The organism is Methanothrix sp. (assembly GCF_024518575.1).
In the GTDB taxonomy this organism is placed as follows: domain Archaea; phylum Halobacteriota; class Methanosarcinia; order Methanotrichales; family Methanotrichaceae; genus Methanothrix_B.
This window is the reverse complement of sequence record NZ_JANIHG010000041.1, coordinates 1-12,472: the sequence shown is the minus strand read 5'-3', so window position 1 is coordinate 12,472 and position 12,472 is coordinate 1. Positions and strand designations below refer to the sequence as shown.

The window sequence follows — 12,472 nt, the reverse complement described above, 5'->3', positions numbered from 1 at the left end:
AAGCAGGACATGATGCTCCAGAAACAGGATCAGATGCTTGAGAAGCAGGATGACACGATTGAGGAGCTACGCGGGGTGAGATCCGACCTGAGCGAGCACATGGAGAGTAGGTTCGCAAGGCTCGAAAACGAGATCGCTGAGATAAGAAGGGCGCTGAGGGAGCTCGGCGTCAGCTGATCCTGCAGATGGGGCTTTTGGGATGACGAAGCTTGGAGTCATAACCGCAGCAGTCTCTGGCACCCGTCTCGGAACGTTCACCCTGCTGTGTTGAGCGTGTTTTGGTTTCATAAACGAAACCTATCACCATCACCTCATCACGAATTCCTCTGGCCCTCAGAAGCGAGAACACAAGGCACATTTGATTTTCGAGTATCGCGTCATCTGGTCCACTGTAATCCACAGGAAACAGTTTTGATAAAAGCATGCCCAGATTGACCTGCATCTACTCCGCGTTATGGATATCTAACCTAACGCCCTTCATATGTAATATGATATGTATGTTCATGTGCTTGCATTATATTGAGTTTAGTGTAAGACTATAAATCCCAAAAACAATGGAAATGCCTGGAGAGGGATCTCCAAGCCTCACTTTTTCTCGCCCAGCCAGGGCATCATCGCCCTGAGCTCTGCACCGACCTTCTCGATCAGATGCTCTGACTCCTGCTGCTCCAGGGCCTTCTTCACCGGCAGTCCTGCCTGTGACTCCAGGATCCACTCGCGAGCGAACCTTCCGGACTGGATCTCCTCGAGGATCTCCCACATCGCCTCTCTGGACTGCTCGTTGATTATCCTGTCGCCCCTCGTAAGGCCACCGTACTCAGCGGTGTTCGATACGGAGTTCCACATCTTCATCAGGCCGCCCTCGTGGATCAGATCCGTGATGAGCTTGAGCTCGTGGCATGCCTCGAAGTATGCGATCTCAGGCTGGTAACCGGCCTGGACCATGATCTCAAAGGCCGCCTTTATCATCGCTGTGACTCCGCCGCAGAGATCGACCTGCTCGCCGAAGAGATCCGTCTCGGTCTCCTCTGCGAATGTGGTCTCGAGAACTCCTGCGCGTGTTCCTCCGATGCCCTTCGCATACGCCAGCGCGATCCTCTTCGCGCTCTTTGAGTGATCCTGCTTCACCGCGATGAGGCACGGAACGCCCTTGCCCTCCAGGAACTGGCGGCGAACGAGATCTCCCGGACCCTTCGGCGCGACCATCACGACATCCACATACTCCGGGGGTATGATCTGGTTGAAGTGTATGTTGAACCCGTGCGAGAACCCCAGTATGTTGCCCTCCTCGAGGTATGGAGCTATCTGCTCCCTGTATATCTTCGGCTGCAGCTCATCAGGAAGCAGTATCTGTATGAAATCCGCCTCCTTCGAGGCCTCGGGCACGGTCATCACCCTGATGCCGTCCTTTTCGGCCCTCTTCCACGCAGGCGAGTCCTTCAGATCCGCGGCTATGACATCAAGCCCCGAGTCCTTCAGGTTTGCACCCTGCGCATGCCCCTGATTGCCGTAGCCTATTATGGCTATCGTCTTGTCCTTCAGCACTCTCAGATCTGCATCCTTATCACGATATATTGTTGCCAAAACAACTCCTCCTCAAGGTCCCGTCTGGACCACCTTGCTTCCTCTGACCATGGAGACCTTGCCCGTCCTCGCCATCTCCTTGATCCCAAACTGGCGGAGCATCTGCTGCAGCGCATCGACCTTCTTCTCATCCCCCGTGACCTCTATTATCAGAGATCTCGGGGAGACGTCGATTATTCTGGCTCTGAAGACAGAGACGATCTGCATTATCTCAGATCTCGTATCCTTGTTCGCGCTGACCTTTATGATCGCAAGCTCGCGCTCCACCGACTCGTCAGGATCGAGCCTGCTCACCCTTATAACGTTGATCAGCTTGCTGAGCTGCTTCACGACCTGCTCCAGAACGACGTCGTCTCCCTCCACCGAGATCGTCATCCTGGAGTAAGCGGGATTGTCTGTGGCTCCCACCGATAGGCTATCGATGTTGAAGCCCCTTCTGCTGAACAGGCCGGAGATTCTGGTGAGAACCCCGGGCTTGTTCTCGACTATGACTGCGATGGTGTGCTTCATGAATCCAGCTCCAGAATCTCGCTAAGTGATGCTCCCGCCGGCACCATCGGCGATACCTTCTCATCCCTATGAACTACGAAGTCCATGACCGTGGGCCTGTCTGACGCAAGCCCCTCTTTTAGCACATCCTCGACCTCAGAGGGCTTCGTGGCTCTGAGACCGAGTGCGCCGTATGCCTCGGCGACCTTGACGAAATCAGGCACGTCGCCGAGCGTCGTGTGCGAGTACCTCCTCCCGAAGAAGAGGGTCTGCCACTGCCTGACCATGCCCAGCACCCCGTTGTTCAGTATCGCGATCTTCACAGGAATATCATTGACAACAGCGGTCGCGAGCTCCTGGATGTTCATCTGGAAGCTCCCGTCCCCGGCGATGTCTATGACCTCACACTCAGGCCTCCCGATCTTCGCGCCGATCGCAGCCGGGAATCCATAACCCATTGTGCCCAGGCCGCCGGAGGTTATGAAATTCCTGGGATCTTTGTGTTTGAAGAATTGAGCCGCCCACATCTGGTTCTGCCCGACCTCTGTGACTATTATCGCATCCGGACAGAGCTCGCAGATCTTCTCGATGACGAACTGCGGCTTTATCACGTTCTCGTCTCTGACGTACCGCAGCGGGTACTCCCTCTTCCACATTAGGATCTTCTCATTCCATTCCGTCCATGGCTTCTGCTGAACGTGCTTCAGCAGCTCCGCAAGTGCATTCTTTGCATCGCCGACAACTGGGATGTCCACCCTGACGTTCTTGCCGATCTCTGCAGGATCCACATCGATGTGTATTATACGGGCCTTTGGCGCGAAGCTCGCGATCTTTCCTGTAACGCGATCATCGAACCGCGCGCCGACTGCCAGGAGAACATCCGCCTCCTGAACGGCGAGGTTCGCGTACTTGGTCCCGTGCATGCCGAGCATTCCGAGGGAGAGTGGATGCTCCGTCGGGAAGCAACCCATGCCCATGAGTGTTGTTGTCACAGGCGCGTTCAGCCTGGTGGCGAGCTGGAACAGCTCCTCGTGCGCGTTCGCATACCTCACGCCACCTCCAGCATATATCACAGGCCGCTCTGCAGCCATCAGCGCCTCTGCCGCCCTCCTTATCTGGAGCTGGTGGACTTTCGTTGAGGGGTTGTAGCCTGGAAGGTTTACCTCTGGATAATCGAACTCGAGCTCGTCAACTGTTATGTCTCTTGGCAGGTCTATCAGCACCGGTCCGGGCCTGCCTGTCCTGGCTATGTAGAACGCCTCCCTGAAGACCCTGGGTATGTCCTTGGAGTTCTTGATCAGGTAGTTGTGCTTCGTTATCGGCATGGTTATGCCTGTTATGTCCGCTTCCTGGAAGGCATCCTTTCCGATGAGGTTCGTGTTGACCTGACCGGTCATTGCGACGATCGGCACCGAGTCCATGTAGGCTGTGGCTATGCCTGTGACCAGGTTGGTCGCGCCAGGACCAGAGGTGGCCAGGCATACGCCTACCCTGCCGGTGGCCCTAGCGTATCCATCAGCCGCATGCGCAGCCGCCTGCTCGTGCCTGACCAGTATGTGTCTCAGATCAGAGCTGTATATCGCATCGTACAGCGGAAGCAGAACTCCGCCGGGAAGGCCGAATATCACATCCACCCCCTCCCGCCTGAGACACTCTATTATCGCCTCTGCTCCTGTCATCCTGACCATCATCTATCCTCCAAAAGCATCAGCCTGTTTATACCTTCCAGAACAGCCTCGACGGAGGCCATTATGATATCGGCTCCCGCGCCCCTGGCTGTTATACTTCTATCTCCTATCGCCATCTTCACCCATACCTCGACCAGGGCGTTTGTTCCCCCTGTTATGGCATCCACATGGTACTCCTCAAGGCGAATATCTGTAACGCCCGAGATCGCTCTCCTGACGGCATTCACAGCCGCATCGACTGGACCGACACCAGCGCCAGCCTCCAGCGTCTCTCTTCCATCCAGGATGAGCTTCACGCTTGCAGTTGGCGTCACCCTGTTGCCGCTGACCACTGTGAGCTCTTCCAGAAGGACTCTGGGCTTCAGCTCCCTCGAGAGCACGGTATCGGCTATCGACTGGAGATCCGCATCCGAGACCCTCTTGCCCTTGTCGCCGAGCTCCTTGACGCGACTGACTATCTCGTTAAGCTGCTCCTCGTTTACTGTGATCCCGAACTCCCTGAGCGCAAGCTCGACAGCAGCTCTTCCCGACATCTTCCCCAGGACTATGCGCCTCTTCCTGCCGACCTGCTCAGGCCGCATCGGCTCGTATGTGGATGTGTCTGCGATCAGGCCGTGGACATGTATCCCTGCTTCGTGTGTGAATGCGTTCTCTCCGACAATGGCCTTGTTCGGCGCAACTGGTATGCCGGTCTTCTTCGAAACAACTCTGGACACCTTATATAAAAGATTGCACTTTATGCCTGTCCTTATACCATAAAGGTTCTCCAGGCACATCACAACCTCTTCCAGACTGGTGTTGCCTGCCCGCTCGCCGATGCCGTTGATCGTGACGTGCGCCTGCGCAGCGCCGTTTCTGAGGGCAGCTACTGTATTCGCGGTCGCCATCCCGAAGTCGTCGTGGCAGTGTATGCTCACTGGTCTGCCAAGAGACCTCAGGCGCTGGAATATCTCCGCGGTCCTCTCGGGAAGAAGCACGCCAACAGTATCGCAGAAGCAGAGCCTGTCCGCGCCTGCCTCGATTGTGGCTCTGTAAATTGATTCCAGATAATCGAGATCGGCTCTGCTCGCGTCCTCGCCGCTGAGCTCAACGATCAGGCCATGAGCCTTCGCGTGCTCTGTGGCCTCAACTGCCCTTCTTAGCACCGTCTCTCTGTCAGATCTCAGCTTCCTCTCGATGTGAAGATCTGATACCGGAACGACAAGGTGGATGGAATCGACATCGCAATCAAGCGCAGCGTCGATGTCCCTCCGATTGGCGCGCGCAAAAGAGCAGATCTCTGCGTTTAATCCAGCAGATGCGACGGCACGGATCGATTCGCGCTCTCCGTCAGATGTTATTGCGGATCCGGCCTCGATAACATCGACGCCCAGTTCATCCAAAAGCTGCGCGATTTGAAGCTTATCCTCGACGCTCAGGGAGACCCCCGGCGTCTGCTCGCCATCGCGCAGTGTGGTATCGAGAAATCGTATCTCACCCGATAAAGCGATCCCACGCGTTCATCTCTTTCACCCTCAAGTGTGGCTCAGCTACGTTGATGATACACAGTGATAAATCTAGCGGTAGGGAGGTGACATCTGTCCCACAGAGCTGCTCTTCCAACTCATCGATCCTTGAGCTTCTCATCGACGCGTATATATTCGATCGAGGTATCTGGATATCGCCCTTGCTCATCCTTCTCCAGAGATTTGACCATGTCCCATATGGTGAGAAGGGCCACAGATGCACCTGTGAGAGCCTCCATCTCGACCCCTGTTCTGCCGACAGATGTCACCCTCACCCTGACGCGAACCGCCGAATCCTCCAGGGCGATCTCGGTATCGACCCCTGTGATCGGGATGTTATGACACATCGGTATCAGGCGCGGTGTCTCCTTCACGGCATTTATCGCGGCTATCCTGGCAGTCGTTATCACATCCCCCTTGCTGACCATCCCGGACGCGATCGCCTCGATCGTGCTGCGCCTGAGCCTTATCAGGCCGGATGCAGTCGCAGTTCTCCTGACAGGCGGCTTCTCAGTGATATCGACCATTCCTGTCCCGTCTCTTACCATCATAATAACCCCGCGCCAACAAGCATTGCAAATCTCATCAGATCCTCATCGCCTCAGGGATCTTGTCTATTAGATCTGTGGCTACCATCCCGAAATCCCTCTCTCGGTAGACGAGATCTCCGGCCCTGCCGTTGACGAATGCAGCCGCTGCAGCAGCCCTCATCGCATCCGCACGCGCGTAAAATGCTCCTGTTATTCCGGCCAGGACATCTCCCGTTCCTCCGACGGTCATTCCCGGGTTTCCGGTGGTGTTCCCCCTCACCATCTCCCCGTCTGTGATTATATCCATTCTTCCCTTGAGAAGGACGACAAGCCCCCTCTCGCGCGCGAATCTCTTCACGACCTCGATCCTCTCTCTGCCCTTCGGGAGATCCAGTCCGCTTATGCGTCTGAACTCGCCCGCATGCGGTGTCACTATGCCCTTCAGCGGCATATCAGGCTGCAGAGCATCTGCATCGATGACGACCCGATCGCAGAGCGGGATGATCTGGGATACAGCCTCAAGTGTCTCCGCCTCTCTGCCCAGGCCCATGCCGATGACAACCACATCATGTCTTGGTATCAGGCTCTTCAGGATCTCAAGGTCATCCGTGCACAGCCTCTCAGATGTCAGGGGCCGGACGATCATGTTCGGCGAGAACGAGGAGATCGTATCTGCGACGCTCCTAGGCGCTGCGACTGTGACTATGTCAGCGCCCGCGCGGAGGGCAGCCATCGCTGAGAGAGCGGGCGCGCCCGTGTACGGCCCGCCGCCGATCACCAGTATCCTCCCGCTGTCCCCTTTATGACTCTCCGGACTCCTTCTCCCCAGGAGTTTCAGATCCCCTGGGCCGACGAGGAACTCGGCCATTCTCGGTATGCCGATGCTCACAACTCTGAAATCGCCATTCATCCCGATCTTCGGGCGATGGAATGTCACTGTGGTATTTGGAGATACCTCTTTTCCAGTGCCCATTCCGCTCGGCACATCTACCGAGACGATATGCTTTCCGCAGGAGTTGATGAGATCTATGACATCCCCTTCAAGCCCCTTTATCGTGCCGCGAACACCTGTGCCGAAGAGGGCGTCGACGACAACATCATACCCGCTGAGGTCGATCTCGCTCACATCCGTGATCTCCCTCAGATCGAACTCGAGCCGCTTCAGAACATCCCAGTTTCTCCTGGCCTCCTCTGTGGCTATATCCCTCGCACGCCCTATGAGGAATACAGTGACATCGAGATCGTCGAGGTGGCGTGCTGCCACAAAGGCATCCCCGCCGTTGTTTCCTCTGCCGGCGATTATGGCTATTCTATTTCCTCCAAGCTTCCTGATCTCATTCGCAAGCGCTGCTCCGGCGTTCTCCATGAGCTGCAGAGTGGATATGCCAAGATACGCGCAGTTCGCATCTATCGCGCCCATCTCATCAGCGGAAATATAGCGCATGCATCGTCATTACTGCGGCGGTGCTGTTAAGGATATCGTTGGACATATCTGAAACCCCGCATTCAAGAGCAGAGGCTGAACAGGCTCTCATGAAGCAGCAGGTACCGGTATATGCTGCATGAACCCAGGTTGCATGCCTATGATTTCAGTAATGTGAGCACACGACCTATAGTTGGATGGCACATAGAAACACAAGGCCTGAAACTGTACAGAGTGGTGCTCATTATCATGGTGCATCGCAAAGATTTTTAACCCATGCCTTCCATAAGTATACTTTACATGGGGGTTTATGCAAATGGATCGGTTTCTGGGGATTGTTGAAAATGGCAGACTGAGAATCATGATGCCGCGCGAGCACTGCTGCACCGTGAGGCTGACTCAGATAGTCAAACCTGCGACCTCTGCAGAAGAGCTTGCTGCATCGCATGAGATAGATCTGAGCCAGTATGAGGGATGCGCGATAATGGTGACAGGAAAGCTTCCGGAGGGCAAGGGCTGGATATTCGAGGCGAAGATAATAGACACCGCAGGCCCGATACTGACAGAGGTCGTGAGGAGCCTGTTCTGCTGATTCTCTGCAGCCCACAATGCATGAACCAGCGGGGCTCAGAACGCCATCGTAGAGGCGTTCTGGGGACTCACGTCCAGGCCGAAACAGCTGAGATGATATCTGGCTCACAGCAATTTTTACAGGCCTGGATAGTTAATGTTTTTGATTTTGCTCCTAATAAGATCGAAGCGTGCATTTTGCGTTCACCATCGCGCCTCAGACCTTAAGCACTCCCGATCTGAGTATCTCGAAGAATGCATCGAATACCTGCATCTCAGAATCGAAGAGAAACCGGCTGCAGCCCAAAGAATCGCAGATCTCAGATATCCTGGAGTTGTGCGCATCGAGCCTGGATCTGTAATCGTCTCTGAGCCTCTGGCTCACCCTCGTTATGAGAGCTTCTCCGCTCTCCATATCGATGAATCTCGCATCCCCGGCTATTCCGAGATCGCGCTCCTCAGGCGAGAGTATCTGCACAACGATGAGATCGTGGCGCGACAATCTGTAGATCGCGGTCTCTAAATTATCCATATCGTCCAGCATGTCGGATATGAGAACAACAAGGCTGGTCGTCGAGATCATCCTGTCGAACTGGTCTGATGCCTTAAGGATATCCGTGCCGCCAGAGGGCTCCGTGCCGTCCAGCAGATCTATCACCTTCAGGAGGTTTCCAACACCCCTCACAGGCTCGCCTGCCCTGAGATCCTCACCGAATGTGGAGACAGAGAACTTCTCGTTCTCCTGTGTGGCGATGAACGCAAAGCCTGCTGCAATCCTGGACGCGAGCTCGAACTTCCTGTTGAAGCCCATGCTGCCGCTCGAGTCCAGCAGGATGTGAACCAGCAGGCTCCTCTCCTCCTCGTGCTCTCTGACGTAGAGCCGCTCTGTCCTCGCATAAACCTTCCAGTCGACGAGCTTGAAGTCGTCCCCCTTTCTGTACTCGCGGTATCCCACAGGGCTTATCCCGTGGCCAAACCTGATGGACCTCCTGGATCCGATATGCGCTGTGGATACTCGCTTTCTTACAAGCAGACTGAAACGCTCAAGCTCCTTGAAGAACTCTGTGTCCATATCAGATTCCGCATCAGATTTTCAGCTCTTTCAGTATGTCAGTGATCACCTGGTCCTGGGTCAGGCCCCGCCGCTCAGCCTCGAATGTCAGTATGAGCCTGTGCCTCAGAACAGGATAAGCCATCACATGGAGATCCTCCCTGGATACGTAATTCCTGCCATCGAGCAGAGCTCTTGATTTGGCTGCGAGTATGAGACCTATGCTGGCTCTCGGGCTGGCACCGTATCTCACGCCATCCCATCTCCTTGTCGATACCACGAGCCGCACCGCGGCCTTCCTGAGATCCTCGGATATCGGCACCTCCCTTGCAATCTGCTGCAGAGCCAGGATCTCCTCCTTGCTCGCAACGCTCTGAACCCTCGGCTCCACACGTCCTGTATACCTTTCCATGATCTGGAACTCCTCATCAGGCGAGGGATAGTCCATCCTTATCTTCATGAGGAACCTGTCGAGCTGAGCCTCAGGCAGCGGGAACGTCCCCTCCATCTCTATCGGGTTCTGTGTTGCCAGGACGAAGAATGGGTCGTCAAGCCTGTATGTCCTGTTTCCAACAGTCACCTGCCGCTCCTGCATCGACTCGAGCATCGCAGACTGCGTCTTTGGTGAGGCTCTGTTTATCTCGTCCGCGAGGACTATATTGGCGAATATCGGCCCGGGCTCGAACCTGAACCTCTTCTCTCCGTCGACCTCCTCGATGATGGTGGTCCCTGTGATATCAGCCGGCATCAGATCAGGCGTGCACTGTATCCTGCTGAAGCTCAGGCTCATGGTCTTCGCCGTGGTCTTTATCAGGAGTGTCTTCCCGAGGCCGGGGTTGGACTCGAGCAGCGCATGCCCTCCGGCGATTATTGAGGAGAGGAGCTGCTCTATCGCAACCTTCTGCCCGACCATGACCTTCTCTATCTCTCCACGTATGCCCCGGAATATGGCAGGGGCCCTTGCGTAAATGCTACTCAGATCCTCTGACATCTATCTCTCCGGTCCCAGCTCAACTCGGAGGCCTACAATTTAATCTTTTGGAAGCAGGTTGGACGCAGTCGATCAGAGAATTCAGCAATTTCAGGGATCTCTTTGGCTTTATCTTTTACACATATCGTTGAGATCGGCATCAGTTGAATAGAATTGCAATTAAAGCACCCAACTGCCATCAGAGATCCTGTCGCACAGGGCGATTCAGCAAAATCGCAAGGCTTAAACCAGAGAGATGTGAAAATATTCATGTCGGTGCACTCCTGGATCGCATGGTGATTGTGATGGAGATAAAGGAAGGATCCCTGGTCAGGTACAACGGTACCGGGACTGTTGGGATCGTCAAGCTAATAAAAGAGGAGGACGGGGAGACCTGGGCGCTTCTCGATTCCACAGAGCTCTACTATCTGACATCCTATCTCGAGCCCATAGAGAAGGTCCCTGAGCGGAAGGAGCTCAGCGGCATGTCTCTTGAGGATCTCGCGGAGAGGATGAAGGAAGAGAAAGAGCTGATGGAACGTGCCAGGCTCCACGATGAGAACCTCGAGTGCGGCGGATGAGCGCAGGCTCTTGATAGGCGTCGTCATTCATGGCCCAGAGGTAGTGGATACTGGATTTGCTCTCCAGGCCATTGAATGGCTCGAAGGGCGTGGCGATGTGATGGCAGTCCTCGGGGGGACGATGGGCAGGGTTGCGGTCATCGATGCCGGTCTTGCTGACAGGATAGATATCAGCAGGCGCAGATCCCCCAGCCAGTCTGTGCAGGACCTCCAGCACTCGGACCTCACAGTTCTCCTGAACCACGCGAAGAGCAGGGAGACGGGGCTTGTTTTTGGAGCGATCGTGGCTTCGAGGGCCAGGCCCTCAAACCCCCTGATCCAGGCGGACTCCGGCGGTCGCTTCGTCGCTGCTCTGGCGAATTCATCTGGGATGAGCAATGTCATTGCAGATGGCCTCGCATCAGAATTCGGTTTCGATGTTCTGGATGCCTGCGTGCCTGATGATAATCTGCGCCAGGAAGGTGATGCGATCGTGAGAAGGATGAGCGGGGTCCTGCCAGGAGAGAGGATCTCCGTCAACGGCACGGTTATCGGGACGGCCACTGATACCTGCGTAGAGATCGTGGCTCGGGACGGGAGGATCGTTGGCGCAAGAGGAATAGATCTCAAAATGCATGGCCTGGAGAAGCTTCCACATGTCGATCTGAGATACGCGATCCTTCGAAGTGGGTCTGTGCGTAGGACTGCAGGGATGCTGAAGCCCAGGCTTGGATCCATTAGAAAGAGCAGGAACGGCAGGTTCGCGATCATAGATCATGCTGCAGAGGACTCATTCGAGATCGCATCTGATGCATCATTTGTGATAACGATAGGCGACGATACAACAGCCATCGCCGGAGACGTTCTGTCCAGGCTCGGGATACCGGTACTGGGGATAGTTGATGGCGATCTCGACGGCATCTGCAGCGGTCTTGTCCTGCCGGAGGGGAGTGTGATCGTCAGGGTGAGGGCCGGAAACGATGATAAGATCGGGAAGGCCATAAAATCGATATCAGAGAATCGCAGGCCATCCAGCCTGGATGAGGCACTGGATATGGTAAGAGATGTGGCGGGAGATCGCATCGTCTCCGTCATCCGCTCCGATGGCAGATGATATAGAGAGCATCAGAGGGGCATTCAGGCTGCAGGTTTGCCCCGCCTGCTGAGGGCTGTGCATGTCTGCTCATTCAGAGGAGAATCTCTCACATCAAGGGCGTTGATGATCCCCGTTGGATCCGCGTGGTTCCCGGATTTCCGCATGCGTCGATGCTGCTCATCACCTAGATCATCTGTAGGTCACTTCTAGATCTTATCTGACTCACATATAAAAATCAACCTTTTATTCTCTGGCGCTACCTCTCTGCATGTATGATGCTTAAAGAACTGATCATCGGACTGGTGATCATCGCAGGCCTTTCTGCTGCGATGAATCCAGAGGATTATGATGCACTCTACCCGACAGAATATCCGGATCAGCCGGTGGATTACTACCAGCCGCCGCCTGATAGCGCATATTTCACAAATGAGGAGCCGGCAGATGCCGGGAGCCTGGTTGATCAGGGCGCAGTGGATGATCCATCAGTCCTGAGCAGTGTGCCTGAGGGAAACGGGCTGTGGATAGTTGATGGATTGAATTACGAGCACACGGTCAGCCTGAATGTGCCGACAGAGAGCTGGGCAAACCAGGAGATAGTGCCATCGGTAGGTGGTGACCTGGTCATATACTACGAGTATCCGACCGGCCAGATAGTCACACAGCACCTGGGTCGCGTGCGCCCCTACCACAGATACTGGGCATGGTTCTACGGGCCATTCCCTGGCGTCTACAAGGTATGGTACGTGATAGACGGCGTTTACAGGAGCAACTACGTCTGGTACTATGTCCGCGAGGACTGGCCGTGGTGGTACGGAGGCTACACCTTCACAACATACTACTACACGCTTCCAGTCAGGTACTACTACATTCCGGTAGTGTATGAGCCGATACGATGGACATACAGGTACACATGGGAGTGGAGGTCGACAGATGGGTTTGTCACGACAATCATAGATCCTTGAGCGCCCCTCGACTTAGGACGATAGCAGGGCTAATCCCCGCCTTT

At 55.2% G+C, this 12,472-nt stretch carries 12 protein-coding genes; 4 read left to right on the top strand and 8 right to left on the bottom strand.

Annotated features, from left to right (window positions below; all coding sequences use genetic code 11):
* Positions 1–585 precede the first annotated feature (585 nt).
* From ilvC to NQU42_RS07345, 6 genes are all read right to left on the bottom strand, one after another.
* Positions 586–1,584 (bottom strand): ketol-acid reductoisomerase, encoded by a 999-nt coding sequence (gene ilvC / locus NQU42_RS07370; protein WP_296610295.1) that lies wholly within the window; start codon positions 1,582–1,584, stop codon positions 586–588.
* Between the two features lie 12 nt (positions 1,585–1,596).
* Entirely contained in the window at positions 1,597–2,094 is a 498-nt protein-coding gene (gene ilvN / locus NQU42_RS07365) for an acetolactate synthase small subunit (RefSeq protein ID WP_296610293.1), read from the bottom strand.
* The gene (locus NQU42_RS07360) at positions 2,091–3,764 is read right to left on the bottom strand and encodes an acetolactate synthase large subunit (protein ID WP_296610292.1); all 1,674 of its coding nucleotides are present in this window, start codon (positions 3,762–3,764) and stop codon (positions 2,091–2,093) included. The genes ilvN and NQU42_RS07360 overlap by 4 nt, the downstream gene beginning before the upstream one ends.
* Complete coding sequence (locus tag NQU42_RS07355) at positions 3,761–5,233, bottom strand: (R)-citramalate synthase (protein WP_296610297.1); 1,473 nt, start codon at positions 5,231–5,233, stop codon at positions 3,761–3,763. The genes NQU42_RS07360 and NQU42_RS07355 overlap by 4 nt, the downstream gene beginning before the upstream one ends.
* 131 nt (positions 5,234–5,364) lie before the next feature.
* Positions 5,365–5,814 (bottom strand): cyclic pyranopterin monophosphate synthase MoaC, encoded by a 450-nt coding sequence (moaC, locus tag NQU42_RS07350; RefSeq protein WP_366070278.1) that lies wholly within the window; start codon positions 5,812–5,814, stop codon positions 5,365–5,367.
* Between the two features lie 37 nt (positions 5,815–5,851).
* The gene (locus tag NQU42_RS07345) at positions 5,852–7,240 is read right to left on the bottom strand and encodes an NAD(P)H-hydrate dehydratase (RefSeq protein ID WP_296610288.1); all 1,389 of its coding nucleotides are present in this window, start codon (positions 7,238–7,240) and stop codon (positions 5,852–5,854) included.
* Positions 7,241–7,535: 295 nt separating this feature from the next.
* Here NQU42_RS07345 and NQU42_RS07340 point away from each other — a divergent pair, with 295 nt between their 5' ends.
* The gene (locus NQU42_RS07340) at positions 7,536–7,811 is read left to right on the top strand and encodes a hypothetical protein (protein ID WP_296610286.1); all 276 of its coding nucleotides are present in this window, start codon (positions 7,536–7,538) and stop codon (positions 7,809–7,811) included.
* A gap of 195 nt (positions 7,812–8,006) precedes the next feature.
* On the opposite strand, the gene NQU42_RS07335 is transcribed toward NQU42_RS07340, so the two are convergent.
* Positions 8,007–8,861 carry a DUF58 domain-containing protein gene (locus NQU42_RS07335; RefSeq protein WP_296610284.1) on the bottom strand — a complete coding sequence of 285 codons (855 nt, stop codon included), beginning with the start codon at positions 8,859–8,861 and terminating at the stop codon, positions 8,007–8,009.
* Positions 8,862–8,874: 13 nt separating this feature from the next.
* Positions 8,875–9,831, bottom strand: a complete 957-nt coding sequence (locus tag NQU42_RS07330; protein ID WP_296610283.1) for a MoxR family ATPase — start codon at positions 9,829–9,831, stop codon at positions 8,875–8,877.
* A gap of 284 nt (positions 9,832–10,115) precedes the next feature.
* Here NQU42_RS07330 and NQU42_RS07325 point away from each other — a divergent pair, with 284 nt between their 5' ends.
* From NQU42_RS07325 to NQU42_RS07315, 3 genes are all read left to right on the top strand, one after another.
* Positions 10,116–10,391, top strand: coding sequence for a DUF2098 domain-containing protein (locus tag NQU42_RS07325; RefSeq protein WP_296610281.1), 276 nt, complete (start codon positions 10,116–10,118; stop codon positions 10,389–10,391).
* Positions 10,366–11,484 carry a DUF2117 domain-containing protein gene (locus tag NQU42_RS07320; RefSeq protein ID WP_296610279.1) on the top strand — a complete coding sequence of 373 codons (1,119 nt, stop codon included), beginning with the start codon at positions 10,366–10,368 and terminating at the stop codon, positions 11,482–11,484. Before NQU42_RS07325 ends, NQU42_RS07320 begins: the two co-directional genes overlap by 26 nt.
* Before the next feature lie 254 nt (positions 11,485–11,738).
* The gene (locus NQU42_RS07315; protein WP_296610277.1) at positions 11,739–12,428 is read left to right on the top strand and encodes a hypothetical protein; all 690 of its coding nucleotides are present in this window, start codon (positions 11,739–11,741) and stop codon (positions 12,426–12,428) included.
* The last annotated feature ends 44 nt before the right edge of the window (positions 12,429–12,472 follow it).